Here is a 22,310-nt window from a genome sequence, read left to right as displayed (position 1 = left end):
CAACGTGAGCGATATCAACATCCGCGTTGAAGGGCGCGCCGGGCGGATCACCCTGACCCGCCCGAAGGCGCTCAACGCGCTTAGCCATGACATGTGCATGGCCATTGATACGGCGCTGCATCTGTGGCGCGAAGAGGAACAAGTAGCCCTCGTCATCATTGACGCCGAGGGTGACAAGGCGTTCTGTGCCGGTGGTGACATCGCCGAGCTTTATGAAACGGGCATGCGTGGTGATTTCGATTATGGTCAGTCCTTCTGGCGGGATGAATACCGACTGAATGCGCTGCTGGCGACCTATGCGAAACCGGTGGTCAGTTTCATGCAAGGATACACCATGGGTGGTGGTGTCGGCATCGGCTGTCACGGTCGCCATCGCGTGGTCGAAGAAAGCAGCCGCATTGCGATGCCCGAATGTGGTATCGGGCTCGTGCCGGACGTCGGGGGCAGTTATCTTTTGGCGCGCGCTCCGGGCCAACTCGGTGTCTATCTCGGCACTACTGCGGCGCGTATGAACGCAAGCGACGCGATTCTGGCTGGCTTTGCGGATCACTTCATACCCCGCGCGCAATGGGATGATCTGATCCAGATCCTCGAAGCCAGCGGCGAAGTCGACCATATTATATCCCATGCCCACACGCCGCCCCAGGCCGACCTTCTGAACCTCTTGCCAGAAATCAACAGGCTGTTTGATGCGCCGAATCTGGCTGAAATTCAGTCACAGCTTGCTGCATACGGCAGCACATTTGCCCAAGACACGCTCGCTGTCATGCAGCGCAATTCGCCCTTGGCCATGGCTTGCGCGATCGAGATCATCCGCTACCTTCAGGCTGAAACCCCCGATATGTACCGCGCGCTGAGGATGGAATACCGCTATACCCACCGGGCCATGCAAGAGGGCGATTTTCTCGAAGGTATCCGCGCCGCGATCATCGATAAGGATCGCAACCCGCAGTGGAAATTCGCGAACCAGCCGGTTCCGCGCGACGCCATTGACAGGATGCTTGCCCCGCTTGGCGTGGATGGGTTGAAGTTTGAAACATGAGGAGAATGTCATGAAAATCGGATTTATCGGTCTGGGTAACATGGGAGCGCCAATGGCCGCCAACCTGGCCAAAGCCGGTCACGAGGTGATCGGGTTCGACATGGCCGAGGTGAGTGTTGACGGCGTGACCATGGCAGACACTGCCACCAAATGCGCAACTGACGCCGAGGTCGTCATCACCATGCTTCCCAACGGCGCGATCCTGCGTTCCGTTGCCGCCGATATCATTCCGGCAATGGCCAAAGGGGCGGCGTTGGTCGATTGCTCGACCGTGGATGTGGACAGCGCCCGCGCCGTTGCATCGGATGCCGAAGCGGCCGGGTTGCTGGCCGTCGACGCGCCGGTGTCCGGCGGCGTAGGCGGCGCGTCGGCGGGCACGTTGACCTTCATGGCCGGTGGCAGCGAGGCAGCATTCGCCAAGGCCGCGCCATTGTTCGAAATCATGGGTCAAAAGGCAGTGCATTGCGGCGAAGCCGGTGCCGGACAAGCCGCCAAGATTTGCAACAACATGATCCTTGGCGTCACCATGATTGCCACATGCGAAGCCTTTGCGCTTGCCGACAAACTGGGTCTGGACCGGCAGAAAATGTTCGACGTGGTCAGCACGTCATCCGGCTATAGCTGGACGATGAATGCCTATTGCCCTGCCCCCGGTGTCGGCCCGCAAAGCCCGGCGGACAATGGCTATCAACCCGGTTTTGCAGCGGATCTTATGCTCAAGGATTTACGTCTGAGTCAGCAAGCCGCCGAAAGTGCCGACGCGGACACACCGATGGGCCAGTTGGCACAAGCGCTCTATGCGCAGTTTGTTGAGAGCGAGGATGGCAAAGGCCGCGACTTTAGCGCGATGTTGCCGCGTTTCGAGAAACGCGGGCGAGAGAGCTGATCCCTCGCCCGCGAATGGTTATTCCGCGTTAGGAAAGAACAGCTGCTGCCCGTCAAGCTGATAGCCTGCGATCGCCGCCTGCCCCTCAGCACCGGTCAACCAGTCGATAAAGCTCTGCCCTTCGGCAGCCTTGACGTCCGGATGCTGCTCCGGGTTCACGAGGATCACACCGTATTGGTTAAAGAGGCGCGGATCGCCTTCGACGAGGATATCCATGCCGTCCTTGTTGCCAAAGGCGATCCATGTGGCACGGTCGCTAAGGACATAGGCATCCATCCCGGCGGCCGCATTCAGCGTCGCGCCCATGCCCGACCCGGTTTCGCGATACCAGTCGCCTGAGTGCGTTGTGACATCAATGTCCGCAGCACCCCAATGGCGCAGTTCTGCCTTGTGGGTACCGCTGTCATCCCCGCGCGACGCAAACGGGGCCTCGGCACTGGCAATCTCTTTCAGTGCCGCGACAATATCGTCACCACCGGCGATACCTGCGGGGTCCTCTTCCGGTCCGATCAATACGAAATCATTGTACATCACGTCCTTGCGCGCCACGCCCCAGCCCTCAGCGACAAATTTCTCTTCCGCCGGCTTTGCGTGAACAAGCAAGACGTCTCCGTCCCCGTTCATCGCGTTCTTGATTGCCTGCCCGGTGCCGACCGCCACGACCCGCACTTCGATGCCGGTCTTGTCCTTAAATGTGGGCAGGATCGCGTCCAGCAATCCCGAGTTCTGTGTCGACGTTGTGGATTGCACAACAATAAAGTTCTCATCCGCGAGCGCCGCCGCCCCAGAGGTCAGCGCCAAACCCAAAGTCAGGCCTCGGACAAATTTCCCGATCATATTCTTAGTCTCCATCAGTGTTTAGGATTACAAAACCAGCGCCCCCGCCAGGAACCGCCGGGCCGCCTGGCTTTGTGGAGAGTCAAAAAAGTCGTGTGCGAGCGCATGTTCCGCGATCTGCCCGGCCTGCATCAGAACGATGTCATGGCCCAAACGCCGGGCCTGACCAATATCATGGGTGACCATGATGATCCGTGTCCCGCGCCGCGCCGCACGCAAAACCATCGCCTCGATATCCTGTGTCGCCGCCGGGTCCAGCGCGCTGGTCGGTTCGTCAAGAAACAGGATATCCGGAACGCTCGCCAGTGCCCGCAATACCGCAAGCCGCTGCGCTTCACCGCCTGACAGGCTGCGCGCAGGTTGCCGGGCCTTGCCAGCGAGACCGCCCTCTTCCAAAAGCAGCGCAATACGCACCTTGCGTTCGGATCGGGATAACTTTTGTCGTTTCAGGACAAAATCCAGATTCGCGGCAACGGATCGGCGCAACAGAACCGGTTTTTGAAACACCATCGCCTGCTGCGACCGCGTTGTGGCATTGAGCAGCGACCCGTTCTGGCGCACCTGCCCGCGATCCGGCGCGATAAGCCCGTGAAGACAACGCAACAACAGGCTCTTGCCCGCGCCGTTTGGTCCCAGAATCACCGTAGGTCCCGGAGCGTCCAGCGCCAGATGCGCGACATCCAACAACGTTCCGCCATTTCGTCCGATCCGAAGGTCAGTCGCTTCGATCAGGGGTTGGCCAAATGCTTCGTCAGACAGGAGATCACGCATGGCGCATCTCTCCCTGCCCTTCGCGCAATGCGAGCAGGCTGACCAATCCGGTAACGCTCACGGCGATTCCGATCAAAATTGCCCCGAGCGCCAAGGCCAGCGCCAGATTTCCCTTGGATGTTTCCAGCGCAATCGTCGTGGTCATGACGCGCGTGACATGGTTGATGTTGCCGCCGACCATGATCACCGCACCCACCTCGGCAATCGCGCGTCCGAATCCGGCCAGCAGTGCCGTCAAAAGCGCAACGCGGCCATCCCAGACCAGTGTCGGAATCGAGGCCAGACGCGACACGCCCATACTGCGTAGCTGTTCGGCGTATTCGTCATCCAGCGTTTCAACCGTCTGGCGCGTAAGTGCGGCAATGATCGGCGTCACCAATACCACCTGCGCAATGATCATCGCGGTTGGTGTATAGAGCAGATGCAGAACGCCCAACGGCCCCGAGCGGGACAACATCAGATAGACCAGCAGACCAACCACCACCGGCGGCAAACCCATCAGCGCGTTCAGCAAGACGACGACGAGCCGCCGCCCCGGAAACCGACCAACTGCCAACGCCGCCCCTAAAGGCATGCCGATCACAGCGGCGATCAGCACAGCCATCAAGGAAACTTTCAAGGAAAGCAGCACAATCGCCCAAAGATCTGAGTCCCCGGTGAGAATCAGTGCCATGGCCGATGTGAATTCTTGCGAAAAACTCTGCATTTTCTCCGAAATTTCGCGTTCCGCCGGATATTATGCAATTCATGGCATATAAATCACTAGCCGTCATCCCTGATTGCACACCGCAAACCCAAACAGAATTGTGTCGCGCACGGCTGCGAGAGACGGGTCCACGGACTGGTTCTTGAATTTGTTGGCTTCGGGAAAGTACAGCGCGATTGCCCGAAGAATTCAGGCCAACGCTCCCGATCACACAGGTCCATCTTTCACAGCATTGCCGATACCTGCGAAGCATGAACCGGCAAAGAGCTTACTCTGCTGCTTGCGCCGCCACGTCCGCTGCATCGAGTTCGGCGGCCTTCTTTTCGACCTGCTCGACGATGTGATCAATCATGGCCTCATTGCCCATCTTGTGGCTTTGTTTGCCCGCAAGATACACCATCCCGCTCCCGGCGCCGCCACCGGTAAAGCCGACGTCCGTCATCAATGCTTCGCCGGGGCCATTCACCACACAGCCAATGATCGAGAGGCTCATGGGCGTCTTGATATGTTCCAGACGCTGCTCCAGCACCTCGACAGTCTTAATCACGTCAAAGCCCTGCCGCGCACAGCTTGGGCAGCTGATGATATTCACGCCGCGATGCCGTAATCCCAGAGATTTCAGGATCTCGTAGCCGACCTTGACCTCTTCCACCGGGTCCGCGCTCAGGCTGACACGGATGGTATCGCCGATTCCCATCCAGAGGAGATTGCCAAGCCCGATCGCTGATTTGATCGTGCCGCTAACGAAGCCGCCCGCTTCGGTGATGCCCAAGTGGATAGGCGCATCGGTCGCTTCGGCCAGTTGTTGGTAGGCCGCCGCCGCCATGAACACATCAGACGCTTTCACGCTGATCTTGAATTCGTGGAAATCATTGTCCTGCAGGATACGGATATGTTCCAAACCGCTCTCGACCATCGCATCGGGACAAGGCTCGCCATATTTTTCGAGCAGATGTTTCTCGAGGCTTCCCGCATTGACGCCGATTCTGATCGAGCAACCATGGTCCCGCGCCGCGCCGATCACTTCGCGCACGCGCTCGGGAGAACCGATATTGCCGGGATTGATCCGCAGGCAAGCCGCCCCCGCCTCTGCCGCCTCGATACCACGCCGGTAATGAAAATGAATGTCCGCAACAATCGGCACCGGGCTTTCGGCAACAATCTCTTTCAATGCCTTGGATGACGCCTCGTCCGGGACTGAAATCCGCACGATATCCGCGCCTGCGTCCGCCGCGGCCTGCACCTGCGCCACCGTCGCCGCCACGTCGGTGGTCAGCGTATTGGTCATCGTCTGTACGGTTATCGGAGCATCCCCACCCACAGGCACATTGCCAACCATGATCCGGCGGGATTCGCGGCGGTAAATGTTGCGCCAAGGACGAACGGGATTGAGCGACATGACGACAGGTCCATATTCCGTGTGGATTGCAGCCTCTAGATAGTTCGCCCAGACGTCAACGGCAATGGCCGGTTCAGGGTTGTATCGGCGTGGTGTTCGCTTCTGCGACCATACGCGCAAGATCGCGGTCCTGCTCAAGATCGGCAACTTGGAACCGATCCTGTACCGTGTCGATGGACAGCGGCAACTTGGAGGTGACCCGGCCACGCTCTCCGACTGGACCAAAATGCTGGTTCTGATAGGCAAAATAGATTGCGCCGGACTCGCCTGCTCGCAAGGTCGGCGGCTCTTCGGTCAGCGGCACATCATAGCTTTGACCACCTTCCATGATGCCTTCAAAGATCACCGTCCCGTCAGCGGACGTCACACGAACCCAGGATGGGCGCACGGCAACCATCTGCAACAGCGGCGCTGCGTCTTCGACGACCTGTGGGACAAGCACACCTTCGGGCCGTGGCCCATCAAGGCGAGGATCGTAGCTCTGCATATTTCCCGCCATCTGGACATCGGGCAGGTCAGGCTGGCTGAACGTTCCCACGTTGCGCGGATCAAGTGTCGAAATCGGCGCGTCGCGCGCCACCAGGACCGGCACGTCCAGCGCCTGCGGCCGATAGAGACGATCCAGCGCCTCGGCCCGTGGCGTTGTCACCTCGTCTTCATCGCTCTGAATTGCACTTTTTAGCGGATCAAGATCCGAGAGAACCACAGGGGCCTGCTCAACTGGGGCGAGTTGCACCTGCTGCACCTGCTTCAGCACGCTCCAGCCGCCATAGCCGATGCCACCAATCAAAGCCAACAGCACCAGCATCGAGCCAACGGCACGCAGCTCAATATGGCTGAACGCACTCTCCCGTGACGGGATGAATGGCGTGTTGGGTGTGGTGAACGGATCGCTCAGGCTGTCCCGGCCAGCGTTTCCAGAGCTGGTATCCTGTTTTTTGACCGTCGATGCCGCTGCGGACATGCCATGCGCGACGGCAAACCCGCTTTCTTTGCAGAACGCAGAAAAGGACTCGTCCGGGTCCATATTGAGGTAACGCGCGTAGGACCGCACGTAACCGGCAATAAATCCGGGTGTGTCAAACGCAGAAGGGTCGGAGTTCTCGATCGCGGCGACGTAGGATGCCTTGATGCGCAATTCACGCTGCACATCGAGCAGCGATTTGCCCATCGTCGCGCGTTCGCCGCGCATCGTATCACCTAGACGCAGTTCAAAGTCGTCAAACCCCTTGGGTTTCACGATATCCTCTTCGACCTCTGATTTGCGCGTTTGCTTGCGCCCAATCATGCCTGCCCCATCTCGACTGCTGCGTCCCGTCACAGCGTTTTGAGTCGTCCCTATCGACTCGTTCACGCTCTTCTTTAGATTATGCTAACACAGCACAAGCATTTTGCACACAGGCTTGATTTCAAGCAGAGAGTTCGGCGCGATTCAGCGCACAATGCGACCAAAGGGCGTCCATTGCGGTGACAAGGCGATCCATTTCCTTGGGGCCGTGCACTGGCGACGGTGTAAAGCGAAGCCGCTCTGTCCCGCGCGGCACCGTTGGGAAATTGATTGGCTGAACGTAGATGCCGTAATCTTGCAGCAACATGTCGCTCAACTTTTTCGTATGAACTGGGTTACCGACAATGACAGGCACAATGTGGCTGCCGTGGTCAATAATTGGTAATCCCATGGCTTTAAGGCGCATTTTCAGAATGCGGGCCTGAGTCTGATGCTTCTCGCGCAGATCCTGCGCCTTCTTGAGGTAGGCCACGGAAGCTGCGGCACCGGCGGCCACCCCAGGTGGCAACGACGTGGTAAAGATGAAGCCCGGCGCATAAGACCGGATGGCATCGCACATCTTGTAGCTGGCAGCGATATAGCCGCCCATCACGCCATAAGCCTTGGCCAGCGTGCCATTGATGATGTCCAGCCGATGCATCAACCTGTCGCGTTCAGCAACCCCTGCCCCACGCGGACCGTACATGCCGACGGCGTGAACTTCATCGATATAGGTGAGTGCGTTGAATTCGTCTGCCAGATCACAGATCGCTTCGATCGGCCCGAAATCGCCATCCATCGAATAGATCGATTCAAAGGCAATCACCTTGGGCACATCCGGATCATCTGCTTCGAGCAGTTCGCGCAGATGGGCAACGTCATTGTGGCGGAATATGCGTTTGGCCCCGCCATTGCGCCGAACACCTTCGATCATCGAGGCGTGGTTCAGTTCATCCGAATAGATGATCAGACCGGGAAACAGCTTGGGCAGCGTGCTTAGTGTCGCGTCGTTGGCGATGTAGGCGCTGGTGAACAGCAAGGCACTTTCCTTGCCATGCAGATCCGCCAGTTCGGCTTCGAGCCGTTTGTGGTAAACTGTGGTGCCCGAGATGTTGCGTGTCCCACCGGACCCGGCACCAGCCGCATCAGCGGCCGTTTTCATCGCCTCAAGTACAACCGGGTTCTGCCCCATGCCAAGGTAATCGTTGCCACACCACACGCTGATATCCGCTTCGGTGCCATCGGGGCGTGTCCAGACCGCGTTCGGGAAATGCCCCTTGCGGCGTTCGATATCAATAAACGTGCGATAGCGGCCTTCTTCGTGCAGGCGCGCAATTGCGGTGTCGAGTTTTGCGGTATAGTCCACCCGCTCCTCCATCTTTTGTCTTGCCAAACTGGGCGTCAGCTTTGGCATACGGTAGCACCGCATTCACGTTCTGGAATGATTATAGTTTGTGCAGCCCATGATCAACTCATAACGATGGGCGTCATGTCGCAGTCCTGATCTGGATCAAGCTCGCTCTGCTTTTGGTCGATTGGGTCGGGAATACCTGACTTGTTCATTTCGCCGTAAAAAGAGATGTTGGGTTCATAGGTTAAGTAATGATTTCAACCCCTTGGTTTTTTTGTTCAGTTACTCGTTTCACGGTTTGAAGTTCTGGAGTTTGGTAGTCAGTAAAGTGTTTTTCTCTTCCCCGTCGGCGTCAGTTTTTTTGTGATGTGTTTTTTTAGTTAAAGAGTAGCGCAACCCCGTTATTTTGCGGGATCCAGACGAGGATACGGCAGCAGTCGGCACCCGCTTCATGGCTTCGGGGCCGATTGCTGCCGAACTCGCCACCACCAAGCAAAGTCCGCGAACGCTGAACACCGGTTAAGGCCCTTGGTTGTGGCGCCCTGCCCGGATGCTCCGGTTGCATAGCGTGCACCACAGGGAGTCACCGCAGAATTATCCTGCGCCCAACGCCTTTTTCGATTGAGAGGTCAAGATGACTGCCCAGATCAGCATGACCACAACCGTGATACTCATGGCACTGACCGCGAGCGGATACGCGATTGCCACGTTGGGCATGAAAATTGCCTCTGATCAAATAAACGCCTTGGCATTGGCGCTCATGGCAACAGGGCTTGCAGGGGCCGCATTGGCCGAGATCACGCTGCTCAGACAGGCGAACCTGTCGGTCATTTATCTCGGGATCATTGCAGTTGAAACGATCCTTGTTCTTTCCGTTGCCGCTCTGATCGGTGATCGCCTGACACCTTTGCAACTTTCGGGCGGCGCTTTGGTGCTGGTCGGCATGATATTGGTTTCGCACTGACGGCTGGACACTCGATGCGGCGCTGATACGGTCGGCGCGACTCGCATCAACCGGAGCCGAAAATGTCCCTGACAGATGTTCTTTCACGCATCGATACCGATCTTCCCGCCGCAACCGACCGTCTGATGAATCTCTTGCGCATCCCGTCAATCTCGACCGATCCGGCCTACGCAGCAGATTGCGACCGGGCCGCCGATTGGCTGGTTTCTGACCTCAACAGCCTCGGGATCGCAACGGAAAAGCGCGCAACCCCGGGTCATCCAATGGTCGTTGGCCATCTGGACGGCACCGGCCCGCATCTTCTGTTTTATGGTCACTACGATGTTCAGCCAGTGGATCCGCTGGACCTGTGGGATCACGACCCGTTTGATCCGGACATCCACGAAACCCCGGCAGGCAAGATCATTCGCGGACGTGGCAGCTCTGACGACAAGGGACAGTTGATGACCTTTGTCGAAGCGTGCCGGGCTTGGAAAGCGGTGCATGGCACACTTCCCTGCAAGCTGACCTTTTTTCTGGAAGGCGAAGAAGAAAGCGGATCCCCCAGCCTCGTGCCATTCATGAAAGAACATGCCGCAGAGCTGAAAGCGGACATCGCGTTAATCTGCGACACGTCTATGGTCTCTCCAGGTGTACCGTCTATCGCCGGACAATTGCGTGGCATGCTGAAGGATGAATTCACCATCCACGGACCCACCCGCGATCTGCATTCGGGCCATTACGGCGGGCCAGGCCTGAACCCGCTGCGCGAACTGTCGCGGATAATCGCCTCGTTTCACGACACCGAAACAGGGGCCGTGGCAGTCGAGGGTTTCTATGAAGGTGTGCCCGAGGTATCCGAAGAGATGCTGCGCCAATGGCGGAACTCAGGCTTTGACGAAGCGGCCTATCTGAACGGCGTTGGATATACGCAAGCCCATGGCGAAAAGGCCTATTCGACACTTGAACAGCAATGGTCGCGCCCGACGCTTGAGATCAACGGGCTCTGGGGTGGTTATCAAGGCGCGGGAACCAAGACAGTGATCCCGGCCGAGGCCCATTGCAAACTGACCTGCCGACTGGTTGGCGACATGGACCCGGACCGTCTGCGCGAGCGCATTCGCGCCCATGTCGAGGCGCAGCTTTCGCCCGATGCGCGCGTAACATGGGACGGAAATCTGGATGGCTCCCCCGCGTCGGTCATGAACACCGACCGCCCCGAATTCGAGGCCGCGCGGCAAGCGCTGTCAGATGAATGGGAGCGCGAGGCGGTGATTGTGGGCATGGGTGGCTCCATTCCGATTGCCGGTTTCTTCAAAGACATTCTGGGTTTGGATTCGATGCTGATCGGCTATGCCAACGAAGACGACGCGATCCACTCGCCCAACGAGAAGTATGACCTGACAAGCTTTCACAAGGGCATCCGCAGCTGGGCGCGCGTTCTTGATGCGCTGACGCGGGCATGAGCGTCCTTTCCGGTTTCACCGATGCCAGTGCTGAGGTGAACGGCCAGACCATCGCCTATTCCCACGCCGGCGATGGCCCGCCCGTTCTGTTGCTGCATGGTTTCCCCCAGACACGGGCGATGTGGCATGGCATTGCCCCCGCACTGGCGGAACGTTTCACGGTAATCGCCGCCGATCTGCGGGGGTACGGTGAGAGCAGCAAGCCTGATGCGGTTCAGGATTATACCTTTCGCAATATGGCTGCCGACCAAAAGGCGTTGATGGCGTCGCTGGGTTTTGACAGTTTTCATCTGGTCGGGCACGACAGGGGTGCGCGCACGGCGCACCGCATGGCGCTAGACTCAGAAAAGGCCGTGCGCAGCCTGACTCTGATGGATATCGTCCCGACCCATTTCCTGCTGGACAACCTCGGCAAAGAGGTGGCAACCGGTTACTATCACTGGTTTTTCCTCGCCCAACCCGCGCCATTTCCGGAAACTATGATCGGGCAGGACACCGACTGGTATTACGAAAATTGCCTCACCACATGGGGCGGGGCGGATCTGGACGATTTTGATCCCGAAGCGCTGTATGCCTATAAGCAAAGCTGGCGCTGGCCGGATACCATCGCCGCAATGTGCAACGACTATCGCGCGGCGATCCAATACGACTTTGCTCATGATGCCGCAGACCTCGGGCGACAGGTCACCTGCCCGTCGCTTGTGTTGTTCGGCGTAGATGGCGCGATGGCCAAAGCATACGACGTTCCGGCCAGTTGGTCCGACCGGCTGACCAACATGCGTGCCCGCGCCCTGCCCGGCGGTCATTTCTTTCCCGATCTGCATCCGATGGAAACTGCCGAGGTCGTGCGGGATTTCCTGACAGATCAATGATCCTGCGTCATTTCCAACCGTTCTTGCACAGTCGCCTAAGGCACCCATCTAGAGGGCGAAACCGTCACGACCGACCCAGGAGAACCATCATCATGCGCCCCCTCTCATTGATCATGTATTCTTGCCTTGCGATGCTTGTTTCGCTTTCTGGTCCGGCCCATGCGGAGGAGACTGATATGATCACAGTGACTGGGCAAATCGGCTATCGCGAGCGCATTGCGCTGTTACCGGACAGCACAGCAACCATCACCCTCAGCGACATCTCGAAACAGGATGTTGCGGCGACTGTGATTGCGCAGACAGAATTCACAATCGCCCGTGTACCCGCCCCTTTTGAACTCAAGCTAGCGCAAGACAGCCTGAATACCGGCAACACATATGCGGTGCGCGCCATCATCCGCGACAGCGACGGCAAATTGCGTTGGACCACCGACACCATACATTCGGTCGATCCCACGCAGACGGAGGCCGATCTGGGCCTGCTCATGCTCAAACAAGTTGCAGCACCGGCACTGGACCTGACCGGCGGCGAATGGCTGGTCGAAGACATCAATGGCGAGGGTGTCATGGATATCCTGCAAACCACCCTTACTTTTGGTTCAGACGGGCAGGTTTCGGGCAGCGGAGGTTGCAACCGCTATTCCGGCAGCTACGAGTTAACGGCCGAGACGCTCAGCTTTGGCCCTCTGGCCGCCACGCGAAAGGCCTGTCCGCCTGCGATCAGCAATCAAGAGCAGAAATTCTTTGAAAGCATCGCCGCACCACTTCGCGCCAGCGTTGATGAAACCGGCGCGTTGATCCTGACCGGCGAGAACGGGAAATCAATCAAGGCGCGACGCAAGTAACCGGATCAAACAAGCCCGCTGAAACGTTCCGGCAGCAGGTATTGAGTATCGAAATCAGGTCGATCAAACTCCCAATATCCTGTTTCCCCGCGCTTTTTCCATGTTCTGTGCATGCGTCTGCGCAACGGGCCCATTTCAAACCCGTCCTGAATTTTCAAGGCTGAGAACGCCTCGAACACTGCGCGGTCCTCCCCCCGGACCTCGGCAAACCAATGGCGGCCAATCGAAGCCTCCTTGATGCCTGCGCCCGTGGCGGCGCTCATCGCATTGCGCCGGTCCATCGCCTCGGAATAGGCGCCCTGGTCACAGAATTTCAGGTGCAAAAGATACAGATGATCGGGCGTGTGCAGCCTCTCGTATTGGGTGAAGTGTCCACCGCGTGCGATCTTGGTCCCTGCCGAGACCACGCAGGGTTTTGAGTAATGCGGAGCTGGCCGGACATGTCTGCGCGGTCCGAGGATGTGATCCTCAATCCTGTCATGCTCCAACTCAATCCGGTGGATCACCTCAAGCCCCAGAGGCGTCAGCACCCGGTTGGGTGGAACACTGCTCAAGAACTGTGGCAGATCGATGCCAGCCTCGGGATCCAGCACCACAAGTTCATCCACATCGCCAACGATCACATGATCGTAGTAGCAGCGCAGCCCCATTACGAGGTTGTTCAGCAACCGCCACCGCTTCATGTCAAAATTCTTGTGGGCGTCGCCCGGTATCCCGATCACGTTGCAGCCCTGTGCAAGATCGGCAACGATCTCGCCGCGCCCGTGGTTCACGATGTAACAGTTTTCCCGGCCCAATAGACCACCATAATGGCGCAGCCACGCCTTGAGAAAAAAGGCGTCGTCACGCACCATCGTCAGGGCCGCCGCTGTCTGCATGTAAGCAATCCTGCTCGCTGTTTGCGTTTTGGCTTAGTCTTAGCGGCAATGCCGGTATAAGAGAATTTCTAATTTCGGGTTTCCGTCGCTCCGGACATCCACACCAGATACAAGAGGACCGCGCCCTGCTCTCTCCCGATTTCGCCCAAACCGGATTGATGGTGCAGCGCACCAATACGCCCCCGACCCGCTTTCAGGTGCTTGGCGAGCGATCGTCCGGCACGAACTTTGTCAAACGCCTGATGGGCCGCAATACGCCGCTGCAACCGACAGAGGCGCTAGGCTGGAAACATGGGTTTGCGCAGGCCATGGCGGTTCCACCGGATCTTGCGGTGATCTGCGTAGTGCGCAATGCAGTGGACTGGGCGCTGTCGATGCATGCCAAGCCGTGGCATACGGTGCCTGAGATTCAACGGCTCGCGTTTTCCGATTTCATACGCACACCATGGCAGACCATCATCGACCGCCCCCGCTATTTCGACGGCGCCAGCGGTATTGTTGGTCAGCCGCTGTTGCAGGATCGCGATCCGCTTACTGGTATGTTTTACAAAAACCTGTTTGCCCTTCGCAGCGCCAAGCTCGCCTCGTTGATCGGTTACCTCAACCGCGACTGCACCTGTGTGATCCTGCGGATGGAAGAGGTTCAGGCTGACCCCGAGCGACGCATCGATCATCTGATTACGGCCCTCGGCCTGCCCGCGCGCGACGCCCCGTTCCGTCCGGTGGCAAAGCGATTGGGCTCCAAATTCAAACCCGCCGTCGAACAACGCCCGCAGACACCTGACAGGATGTCACCGAGCGACCTCGCCTACCTGCAAGCGCAACTGGACCGGGAAGAAGAGGCCCGGCTCGGATACTTTTACGCATATGAGTAATGAGAGAAGTGGCGCGGTTGACGGGGCTCGAACCCGCGACCTCCGGCGTGACAGGCCGGCACTCTAACCAGCTGAGCTACAACCGCGCAGTAGCGGCGGGATAGGCCAAGCAATTGCGCGCGTCAAGCGCATAAGTGAACTGTTTAATCTCTGCGATGGGCACTGTCGTTTACGTCGAACCAAGCAACGCAAAATGAAAAAAGCCCGCAAATGCGAGCCTGTTTCGTGCTTCTCAGTTGAAACGCAGCAGTGGCGCGGTTGACGGGGCTCGAACCCGCGACCTCCGGCGTGACAGGCCGGCACTCTAACCAGCTGAGCTACAACCGCCCGCTGCGTCAGGGGGTAATATGGCGACGTCCCTGCCCCGTCAAGCCGCGTTTGTGCAGAAATTCACTTTTCCACGACACATTTATTATCGTCGAGCAGATCACACCTCGCCGCCCTGCCTGTCTTGCGCCCAGTGAACACCAAACCGGATGATCGGCGCATAAGCGCCTTTGGTGAACCAATGCGGAATTGACTATCCCTCGCGTCAATGCTCGATTCACACATGTTTCGCGGTTCTTTGCCTGATGTTCCCAACTTGTTTGTCCACGCGTCAGTTACGCGGCAGGGCAATCAACCGATCAGCGCAACAGGCATCGGATGCACTCCACAAGAGGCCGAGTTGCGTCATGATGGCGAACGTGCAGAGCGGGTGGCGCAAGCGCTTGGTGCGACACCAGATACACAAGACAACGTCGCCATTTCGGGCATGGCCGCAGGCCGCGATGACGTGGCACAGATTGAAACGCGCGCTATCCTGGAACTGGTCGAACGCTGGACCTGTTTGTCGTGGTGGGCCGGCACTCTGCTGGCGAGCAAACCTTCACCCGCGACAAATGCCGCCTTTGCCAAAGCCGAGGCAAACTGGAAACGCCGCAAACCGCGCCGGACGGGGCTGCTACAACTTGGGCAACCAAATTTACCGCCCGCCTTTGTTGCCTGGTCCTGCGATCAAACGGGTCGCTCACTTTGTTTTGGAGCGGCCTGCGAACTGGACAATTCCGACGCGGCGACCGCTGCGTTGCGGGAACTCTATCAGATGGAATTTGGTCTTTCCGTTGCTCAGCACCGGCAAGCCGCCGGGGTAGCGTTGTCAGGCTTTGAACAACGCGTTCTGGATCGCGCTGAGTCGCTCACAATCGAACAGATGAATAACCATTTTAAGATCAAGGATCATGCGGATAACCGATTTCGGGGTGATATCGGCGCCTCCCTTTCAGACGCGGGTATCGCCCTATCCGTGAACCGCCTTACACAACCCATTGACGGCCACCAGATTGTCACCGCGACGTCCGCCGATCTCGCACCGCTTTCACAAGACAAGAATCAGTGCAACACTGCGCTGCGCTGGAATCTGTACGGAGCGTGACCCCTCATGACTGACGCCAAATTGCGCCTACATCTCTTTGGACGCTTTCGGGTCACTTTGACAGGTCAGGAGATCCCGATACGATCAGCCTCGGCGCGCGCGATCCTTGCCTATCTCGCGGTGTGCAAGAATCATTCAGAAGATCGCGGACGGCTCGCCGCAACAATCTGGGAAGCGTCACCAGACGCTCGGGCCCGCCAAAATCTGCGGCAGGTTCTGCACGCGTTGAGTCGTCCGGATGGTCCAATTGCTTCTGCCCTGCGCGCCGACCGCAACGCCGTTGCTCTGTTGACCGAGGACATCGAGACAGATGTCAGCCTTCTATTGCAGGAAATCAACAGCGGCCATGTCAGAGAAGACCTGCTGCATGGTGCGCTTCGCCCCGATGATCTACTGGCGGCAGAGCCCGCGCGAGGCGAGATGTACGAGAGCTGGCGGCGTCTGCTGCGGCAGGACATGGAAAACCGCATGCGCGAAAGGCTGGCGGCGCTGTTAGATCAGCCGGATCAACAGGTTGCGCGCCGCGCGGCCGATGCGCTGCTGGCACTGGACCCTGCCGACGAAAAGGCGGTGCGGTTCCTGATCCGGCACTATCACGCGAACGGTCAGACGGCACAGGCACTACGCACATACGAAGCGCTCTGGACACATCTCGAAGAAGAATTTGACGCAGAGCCCGGTAGCGAGACCCTCGCCCTGATCGCCCGGATCAAGGCGCAGGAACCCACGCCAACTCCAGAGACATCAAACAACCCAATGCAACAGCTTCGCATTGGTCTGCCCCCTGTGACTGCGGGCGGGTCATCCTATGCCACCGGTGTCGCCATCCTGTTTCGCGCCGAACTGATGGCGACATTGCTGCGGTTCCGCGCGTTTGAGATTGTGGATCTGAGCATTGTCAGCGCTCCGGTGGACTATGCGCTCGACGTGTCCCTTGGCGGCGACGAACGAGAGCTTCTGTTGCTGGCCGTGCTGAAACGCACCAGCGACGGGGCGGCGTTGTGGAGCGACCGCTGGACCGAACTCACCGATCACTGGTTGCAAACCCAGGCCGCGATCGTCAGCCGACTGGCATCTTCATTGTCGATCTATGTGTCCCTGACGCGGATTCAGGAACTGAGCAGAACTGAGTTCGGGGCGAGCGCATTTGATGACTGGCTGATCGGCAATCAGCATCTCGACGAATTCCGCGCGCAAGGCCGTGCCGCTGCGGCGCGCTGCTTCCAACGGGTGATCGACAAGGCACCCGAAGCCTCGATGGGCTACAGTAGTCTCGCACGCCTGATGAACTCTATGCATCTGATGCAGCCTTGCATGTTCCGGCAAAAAGAGACCCATCAGGAAAGCAAACGACTGGCGAGCAAGGCCGTTGCGCTAGACCCGCTGGACGCGCGCGCGCATCTGCACCGGGCCTGGGCCTGCTGTCTGCTGGAAGAATATGATCAGGCCTCAGCCGGGTATGCGATGGCGCGGCACTGCAACCCGAACGATCCCTGGACAATGCTATCGTCGGCTCTGGGCGCGGCCTTTTCCGATGAACTGCCGCTTGCCACCGAACTCAGCCAGAAGGTGATCGATGAAGGTTGGACCACCGCGCCCTTTCAATGGGGGTTTCACATGCCGATCCGGTTTCTCGCCGGTGATTTCGAGGGCTGTGTCGCGGCCGCCGACAATGCGGGGTCCGCGATCCTCAACGTTCCCGCATGGAAGGCAGCAGCGCTCTGGCATCTGGACCGACGAGACGAAGCGCGTGCATCCTGGGCAGAGTTCGAGGCGCTGTCACTGGCCAACTGGTCAGGTGAAGCCAAACCGAGCGACCAGTCGATATGTGCCTGGTATCTTTCGTGTTTTCCGGTCCGGAATGCAACGCAACGCCGCTGGATGGCCGAAGGAGCGGCGGGTGCCGCGGGGCTTCAACTGCATTGCGTGCAACAATAGCCCGCCAGATAAGGACGCAGGAATTCATCCAGCGGGTTCTCGCCTGACAATTGAACCATGTACCCGGCCGGATCGTCGTCCCGCATTTCAGCGATTTCGACATGAACCGCCCAATCCTGGCTGGCCGTGTCCCAAGGAATATCCCCATAGACCATCGGCAGGGTAACCGTCGGCCAGAGATCCTGTTGCAGCGCGCGATGCTGGAACTCGATAGCCTCGGGTTCGGGCAATACGATCGAGAACCGGTCGGGGCGGCGCAGTAACAGTTCGATTTCGGCGATGTTGTCGCGCAATTCATAGTCGTCTTCAGTCAGCCGGTCCGCATCCGGCAGCCCCTCCAACGTTTTTTGCAACGCGGCGCGGGGAAAGACGATAAGCCGCCCGTCCAGCTCGGTCCGTGCGCCTGCGGGACGGCTGTCGGGATCAATGCTCCACCCTTCGATCAGCCTGCCCATCACCCGCAACGCCTTGCGCGTCTTGAGTTCGATCGGATTGTTTCCAAACACTGAATAACGCGGTGCCATATCAAAATCTCCTAAACAGCCAATGTCCATCAATAGAGGATAACCTGACTATACGGGAAACGGCTGCATTTCATAGGTAACCCTCAGCCGCCGGTTGCACAGATTGACGCAACATTGACGGTTTCACCTACGGACACCCGCTAAGCGAGTGTGAGCCGCAGGGCCTGCCGATTAGCGGGCCAGTTCTGTGGCGTTCGCAATAGATAAATTTGATTGGAAAACGTCATGGCCTTTATTCCCAACGACCCCCGCTTCGCAAACCAGTGGCATCTGCAGAACAACACCCCCGGACAATTCGATCTCAATCTCGTCGATGTCTGGGATGATTATGACGGCTCGGGCGTCCGGGTCGCGGTCATTGACCGGGGATTTGATTATAACCACCCAGATTTTGACAACTACCGCACCGATCTCGACTGGGATTTCGAGAATGGCGACGCAATCGCCCTGCCCGATCCAAATGAACCGGACAACCACGGCACGCCGGTCATGGGTATCATCGGCGCAGCAGTCGATGGCGAGGGCACCGTTGGCGTGGCCTTTGGCGCAGATCTGATCGGCTACAAGACCGACTGGTCGCGCGACGAGATCGAAGATGCCATCAATCTGGCCGTAACGGCCAACCACGACGTGGTCAGCATGAGCTATGGTGAAGGTTCCGGCGTATTCCAAGATCGCGACGGGTTGATCACTGCCGTTGAAAACGCTCTGGCCAATGGTCGCACAGTTGGTGGTGTGGACCTAGGAACTGTGCTGGTCAAATCGTCCGGCAACAGCCGTTCAGCAGCCAATGGCGCGCTCCGCGAGGAAGGCACCGCCGAAGCCATCGATTCGCATCACGGGACGATTTCGGTAGCCGCCGTGCGTCAAGACGGGCAGGTTACGGATTTTTCGACACCGGGCGCAAATGTTCTGGTGTCGGCCTTTGCCGATGATACCAACAACAACGCCGCGATTTCCACGACCGACAACACTGGGACCGCAGGGTATACCAACTCCGACTATACCAACACATTCGGCGGCACGTCTGCAGCCGCCCCGCAGGTCGCTGGTGTCGTTGCCCTGATGCTCGAAGCAAACCCCAATCTCGGCTGGCGGGATGTCCAGGAGATCCTTTCCTATACCGCGCGCCATGTGGGCAGCGATGTCGGCGCGGCGGCGCAAGGTTTTGAACAGGGTACCGCCGGTGCCGCTAGCTGGCGCTGGAACGATGCGAACAACTGGAACGGCGGTGGCTTGCATGTCAGCAATGACTACGGCTTCGGTCTGGTTGACGCCAAGGCGGCCGTCAGACTGGCAGAAACATGGACCAGCACGTCGACCAGCGCGAATGATGTTTCGACGTTCGAGGATGGGTTGAACGGGAATGTCACCATTGCCAACGGTTCGGCATCCGGCGGGTCAAATTTTTTCAACATCAACGAGGCGACCAACATCCGGATCGAGCATGTCTCGCTTGAGGTTGAAATCGTTTCAGCCGCAGACCTTGCAGATCTCGAAGTCTATCTGACCTCTCCTCAAGGCACCCGGATTCAACTGATCGCCGACACCGGCGACACGCAGAATTACAGCGGTGAATGGCGGTTTGGTGCGACAGGCTTCCGGGGCGAGATGAGCGCAGGTGTCTGGCGTGTGGAAGTGCGGGATGACGACAACGCGATCACGTCCCCCATCGTCATCAACGACCTTGATCTGCGCACCCATGGATCGTCGATCACCAACGACGATCTGTTCATCTTTACCAATGAGTTCTCAGACTATGCCGGGGTTGCCGGTCACAGCACCAACTTCGCCGGTGGGGCCGGGTCCGACACGATCAACGTGGCGGCGGTGGATGCGGCCTCGATCATCAATCTGCAGATCGGCCAGGGCATCATCGATGGTGTGGGTGTTACAATGTCGAGCATTCAGGACGTTTATGGCGGCGATCATCAGGATATCATCTTTGATGGGACCGGTGCCAACGACATTTATGGCATGCGTGGCAACGATATCCTGCGTGACACAACTGCGGGCGGCAATGACCGCTACTATGGCGGCGAAGGCAACGACACGGTTCAGGTATACTCCGCCATCGGGGGCGATGCCTTTTATGGTGGCGCGGGCCGCGACACCATCAGCTGGACCCAAAGCGGCGAAACCACGGCCACCTTTGATCTTGCCGGAAACGAGGCCCGTGACAGCAATGGCAACAGCGAGGTCATGAGCAGCTTTGCCAACATCATCGGAACGGCCTATGGCGATACCATCATCGAAAGCGGGGCAACCAACGATATCGATGGCTACGATGGCGACGATACCGTGATCGTGACCACCGCCATCGCCGCCGACGCCTTTCACGGCGGGTCGGGCCGGGACACCATCGACTGGTCAGCGGTCAATGAAAACGGTGCAACGTTCAATTTGGCAACCGGGCTTGCCACGGATTCAGTTGGCAATACCGAAGTCATGGACGGTTTCGAGAACATTCTTGGCACCGAAAATGATGACGTGATCATCGAAAGCGGTGCGATCAATGACATCCATGCGCGCGGCGGCGACGACATTGTTATGGTCACCACCGGTATCGGCAGCGACATCTTTCGCGGCGGATTCGGCAATGACACCATCGACTGGTCTGGGTCTTCACAGGTCAACGGCGTCTACAATTTTGTACTCGGCCAGGCCAGTTCTGGTGCCAATACCGAAGTCATGGAAGGGTTCGAAAACTTTATCGGGACCAATCAGGCAGACACGATCATCGAAGGCAACGGCCCTAACGTGATCCACGCCGGAAGCGGCAATGACACGGTCGAAGTCACCACCGTGATCGGCGTCGACAGCTTTACCGGCGGGTTCGGGATCGACACCATCGATTGGTCCGGATCGTCACAGGCAAACGGCGTCTATGACATCTCTGGCGGTACCGCCACATCGGGTCGCAATCAGGAAACGATGTTCGGTTTCGAGAACTTCATCGGGACCAACCAGCGCGACATCATCATCGAGGGTCCGGGAACCAACGTGATCCATGCAGGCGGCGGCAACGATACGGTCGAGGTCAATACCGCCATCGGCGTTGACAGCTTTAACGGCGGTTTCGGCACCGACACCATCGACTGGTCCGGGTCTTCGCAGGCAAACGGCGTCTATGATATCTCTGGAGGCTCCGCGACCTCCGGGGCGAACACAGAAACGATGTTCGGGTTCGAGAATTTTATCGGAACGAACCAGCGTGACATCATCATCGAAGGCGCAGGTACCAACGTAATCAACGCCGGGTCCGGCAATGATACTGTCGAGGTTCACACAACCATCGGTGTCGACAGTTTCACTGGCGGCTTCGGGATCGACACCATCGACTGGTCAGGGTCGACGCAGGCCAACGGAACTTATGATCTGTCCGGCGGCACCGCCAGCGCGGGTGCCCAGTCCGAAGTGATGTTCGGGTTTGAAAACTTCATCGGCACAAACCAGCGGGATATCATCATTGAAGGTGCAGGAACCAATTTCATCGACGCGGGCGCCGGAAACGACCTTGTCAGAGTGGGGACATCCGTCGGTGTGGATTCCTATGATGGTGGCGCAGGCATCGACCTCATCGACTGGAGCGACGTTAACCAAAGCGGCATCAGCTTAAATCTCGGCGCGGGAACTGCAATAGGTCCTGGTGGGCAGGTCGAAACGATGGCGAACTTCGAAAATCTCTATGGAACCGAACTTGCAGACGACATTCGCGGCTCGGCAGACGACAATCTGCTGCGCGGCATGGATGGCAATGACGCGATGCGCGGGCTGCAGGGTCACGATCTGATGGCGGGTGGTGACGGCAACGACAACATGCGCGGCAATGGCGGGCAGGACACCCTGAGCGGCGATGCCGGGAACGACACCCTGCGCGGCGGTGGCGGTGGTGATACGCTGATTGATGGCGATGGACGTGACCATCTGTTCGGTCAGGGTGGCAATGATACCTTCAGCCTGATCGTCGATGCCTTTATCGACCGTGTACGCGACTTTGACCTCGGTTCCGATCTGATCGAACTCACAGGATTTGACTTTGACGATCTGAGCATTGTGGACATGGCGTCAGGGCATGTGCGTATCCACTATGGCACCGACAGCGTGATCGTACACGACAACGACGATACGCTTGTGGCCGCCGATTTCTCAAGTGACGATTTTCTGTTCGTCTGATCCTAATTGGCGCGAGGCCACTGCCACGAGAACTTCCGCAAGGACTGCCGTCTCGTGATTTGGCCCCGCCCTCGCATTGCAGGCCTGAGCCCAAATTGGTTCAGGTCTGTCCTGTTTCGG

At 58.4% G+C, this 22,310-nt stretch carries 18 protein-coding genes and 2 tRNA genes; 10 read left to right on the top strand and 10 right to left on the bottom strand.

Features of this window, described 5'->3' with window-relative positions; translation table 11 throughout:
- Positions 1-4: 4 nt before the first annotated feature.
- Both ABJO75_RS10475 and mmsB read left to right on the top strand, forming a co-directional pair.
- Positions 5-1,042 (top strand): enoyl-CoA hydratase/isomerase family protein, encoded by a 1,038-nt coding sequence (locus tag ABJO75_RS10475; protein WP_348129966.1) that lies wholly within the window; start codon positions 5-7, stop codon positions 1,040-1,042.
- A 10-nt stretch (positions 1,043-1,052) separates the two neighbouring features.
- Positions 1,053-1,928: a 3-hydroxyisobutyrate dehydrogenase gene (mmsB, locus tag ABJO75_RS10470; RefSeq protein ID WP_348129963.1), complete on the top strand. Its 876-nt coding sequence runs from the start codon at positions 1,053-1,055 to the stop codon at positions 1,926-1,928.
- Between the two features lie 18 nt (positions 1,929-1,946).
- Here mmsB and ABJO75_RS10465 read toward each other — a convergent pair whose 3' ends face one another.
- The 6 genes from ABJO75_RS10465 to hemA form a co-directional block, all read right to left on the bottom strand.
- On the bottom strand, positions 1,947-2,765 hold the full coding sequence (locus ABJO75_RS10465) for a substrate-binding domain-containing protein (RefSeq protein WP_348129960.1): 819 nt from the start codon (positions 2,763-2,765) through the stop codon (positions 1,947-1,949).
- 27 nt (positions 2,766-2,792) lie between these two features.
- On the bottom strand, positions 2,793-3,536 hold the full coding sequence (locus tag ABJO75_RS10460) for an ATP-binding cassette domain-containing protein (protein ID WP_348129957.1): 744 nt from the start codon (positions 3,534-3,536) through the stop codon (positions 2,793-2,795).
- Positions 3,529-4,242 carry an ABC transporter permease gene (locus ABJO75_RS10455; RefSeq protein WP_348129954.1) on the bottom strand — a complete coding sequence of 238 codons (714 nt, stop codon included), beginning with the start codon at positions 4,240-4,242 and terminating at the stop codon, positions 3,529-3,531. Before ABJO75_RS10455 ends, ABJO75_RS10460 begins: the two co-directional genes overlap by 8 nt.
- Positions 4,243-4,510: 268 nt before the next feature.
- Entirely contained in the window at positions 4,511-5,641 is a 1,131-nt protein-coding gene (gene ispG, locus ABJO75_RS10450; RefSeq protein ID WP_348129951.1) for a flavodoxin-dependent (E)-4-hydroxy-3-methylbut-2-enyl-diphosphate synthase, read from the bottom strand.
- Positions 5,642-5,714: 73 nt separating this feature from the next.
- The gene (locus ABJO75_RS10445; protein WP_348129948.1) at positions 5,715-6,929 is read right to left on the bottom strand and encodes a RodZ domain-containing protein; all 1,215 of its coding nucleotides are present in this window, start codon (positions 6,927-6,929) and stop codon (positions 5,715-5,717) included.
- Positions 6,930-7,050: 121 nt separating this feature from the next.
- Complete coding sequence (gene hemA, locus ABJO75_RS10440; protein WP_348129945.1) at positions 7,051-8,274, bottom strand: 5-aminolevulinate synthase; 1,224 nt, start codon at positions 8,272-8,274, stop codon at positions 7,051-7,053.
- A 619-nt stretch (positions 8,275-8,893) separates the two neighbouring features.
- Here hemA and ABJO75_RS10435 point away from each other — a divergent pair.
- From ABJO75_RS10435 to ABJO75_RS10420, 4 genes are all read left to right on the top strand, one after another.
- Entirely contained in the window at positions 8,894-9,223 is a 330-nt protein-coding gene (locus tag ABJO75_RS10435) for a 5-aminolevulinate synthase (protein WP_348129942.1), read from the top strand.
- 62 nt (positions 9,224-9,285) lie between these two features.
- Entirely contained in the window at positions 9,286-10,668 is a 1,383-nt protein-coding gene (locus tag ABJO75_RS10430) for a M20/M25/M40 family metallo-hydrolase (RefSeq protein WP_348129939.1), read from the top strand.
- Positions 10,665-11,540: an alpha/beta hydrolase gene (locus ABJO75_RS10425; protein WP_348129936.1), complete on the top strand. Its 876-nt coding sequence runs from the start codon at positions 10,665-10,667 to the stop codon at positions 11,538-11,540. The genes ABJO75_RS10430 and ABJO75_RS10425 overlap by 4 nt, the downstream gene beginning before the upstream one ends.
- 176 nt (positions 11,541-11,716) lie before the next feature.
- Complete coding sequence (locus ABJO75_RS10420; RefSeq protein WP_348129933.1) at positions 11,717-12,385, top strand: META domain-containing protein; 669 nt, start codon at positions 11,717-11,719, stop codon at positions 12,383-12,385.
- A 5-nt stretch (positions 12,386-12,390) separates the two neighbouring features.
- On the opposite strand, the gene ABJO75_RS10415 is transcribed toward ABJO75_RS10420, so the two are convergent.
- Positions 12,391-13,263, bottom strand: a complete 873-nt coding sequence (locus ABJO75_RS10415; RefSeq protein WP_348129930.1) for a glycosyltransferase family 2 protein — start codon at positions 13,261-13,263, stop codon at positions 12,391-12,393.
- 161 nt (positions 13,264-13,424) lie between these two features.
- Here ABJO75_RS10415 and ABJO75_RS10410 point away from each other — a divergent pair, with 161 nt between their 5' ends.
- Positions 13,425-14,138, top strand: a complete 714-nt coding sequence (locus ABJO75_RS10410) for a hypothetical protein (protein WP_348129927.1) — start codon at positions 13,425-13,427, stop codon at positions 14,136-14,138.
- 9 nt (positions 14,139-14,147) lie between these two features.
- Here ABJO75_RS10410 and ABJO75_RS10405 read toward each other — a convergent pair.
- Together ABJO75_RS10405 and ABJO75_RS10400 are read right to left on the bottom strand one after the other, a co-directional pair.
- Positions 14,148-14,224: transfer RNA gene (locus tag ABJO75_RS10405), tRNA-Asp, on the bottom strand.
- Positions 14,225-14,388: 164 nt separating this feature from the next.
- Positions 14,389-14,465 (bottom strand) — tRNA-Asp (locus ABJO75_RS10400).
- Between the two features lie 223 nt (positions 14,466-14,688).
- Here ABJO75_RS10400 and ABJO75_RS10395 point away from each other — a divergent pair.
- Positions 14,689-15,552, top strand: coding sequence for a YcaO-like family protein (locus tag ABJO75_RS10395; protein ID WP_348129924.1), 864 nt, complete (start codon positions 14,689-14,691; stop codon positions 15,550-15,552).
- Positions 15,553-15,558: 6 nt separating this feature from the next.
- Entirely contained in the window at positions 15,559-17,490 is a 1,932-nt protein-coding gene (locus ABJO75_RS10390) for a BTAD domain-containing putative transcriptional regulator (protein WP_348129921.1), read from the top strand.
- On the opposite strand, the gene ABJO75_RS10385 is transcribed toward ABJO75_RS10390, so the two are convergent.
- The gene (locus ABJO75_RS10385; protein WP_348129918.1) at positions 17,466-18,014 is read right to left on the bottom strand and encodes a hypothetical protein; all 549 of its coding nucleotides are present in this window, start codon (positions 18,012-18,014) and stop codon (positions 17,466-17,468) included. The genes ABJO75_RS10390 and ABJO75_RS10385 overlap by 25 nt on opposite strands.
- Positions 18,015-18,239: 225 nt before the next feature.
- Between ABJO75_RS10385 and ABJO75_RS10380 the strand changes: the two genes are divergently transcribed.
- Positions 18,240-22,190: a S8 family serine peptidase gene (locus ABJO75_RS10380; RefSeq protein ID WP_348129915.1), complete on the top strand. Its 3,951-nt coding sequence runs from the start codon at positions 18,240-18,242 to the stop codon at positions 22,188-22,190.
- The last annotated feature ends 120 nt before the right edge of the window (positions 22,191-22,310 follow it).

Source organism: Sedimentitalea sp. (assembly GCF_039973035.1).
Taxonomy (GTDB): Bacteria; Pseudomonadota; Alphaproteobacteria; order Rhodobacterales; family Rhodobacteraceae; genus Sedimentitalea.
The sequence above is the reverse complement of the archived record's forward strand: the minus strand, read 5'-3'. Positions and strand labels throughout refer to the sequence as shown.

Coding starts and splice junctions, on each gene's coding strand:
- ABJO75_RS10395 (WP_348129924.1), top strand. CDS start 14,689: ATGTTTCGCGGTTCTTTGCCTGATGTTCCCAACTTGTTTGTCCACGCG.
- ABJO75_RS10420 (WP_348129933.1), top strand. CDS start 11,717: ATGATCACAGTGACTGGGCAAATCGGCTATCGCGAGCGCATTGCGCTG.
- ABJO75_RS10465 (WP_348129960.1), bottom strand. CDS start 2,765: ATGATCGGGAAATTTGTCCGAGGCCTGACTTTGGGTTTGGCGCTGACC.
- ABJO75_RS10430 (WP_348129939.1), top strand. CDS start 9,286: ATGTCCCTGACAGATGTTCTTTCACGCATCGATACCGATCTTCCCGCC.
- ABJO75_RS10435 (WP_348129942.1), top strand. CDS start 8,894: ATGACTGCCCAGATCAGCATGACCACAACCGTGATACTCATGGCACTG.
- ABJO75_RS10390 (WP_348129921.1), top strand. CDS start 15,559: ATGACTGACGCCAAATTGCGCCTACATCTCTTTGGACGCTTTCGGGTC.
- ABJO75_RS10385 (WP_348129918.1), bottom strand. CDS start 18,014: ATGGCACCGCGTTATTCAGTGTTTGGAAACAATCCGATCGAACTCAAG.
- ABJO75_RS10455 (WP_348129954.1), bottom strand. CDS start 4,242: ATGCAGAGTTTTTCGCAAGAATTCACATCGGCCATGGCACTGATTCTC.
- ABJO75_RS10380 (WP_348129915.1), top strand. CDS start 18,240: ATGGCCTTTATTCCCAACGACCCCCGCTTCGCAAACCAGTGGCATCTG.
- ABJO75_RS10415 (WP_348129930.1), bottom strand. CDS start 13,263: ATGCAGACAGCGGCGGCCCTGACGATGGTGCGTGACGACGCCTTTTTT.
- ABJO75_RS10445 (WP_348129948.1), bottom strand. CDS start 6,929: ATGATTGGGCGCAAGCAAACGCGCAAATCAGAGGTCGAAGAGGATATC.
- ABJO75_RS10460 (WP_348129957.1), bottom strand. CDS start 3,536: ATGCGTGATCTCCTGTCTGACGAAGCATTTGGCCAACCCCTGATCGAA.
- ispG (WP_348129951.1), bottom strand. CDS start 5,641: ATGTCGCTCAATCCCGTTCGTCCTTGGCGCAACATTTACCGCCGCGAA.
- mmsB (WP_348129963.1), top strand. CDS start 1,053: ATGAAAATCGGATTTATCGGTCTGGGTAACATGGGAGCGCCAATGGCC.
- ABJO75_RS10425 (WP_348129936.1), top strand. CDS start 10,665: ATGAGCGTCCTTTCCGGTTTCACCGATGCCAGTGCTGAGGTGAACGGC.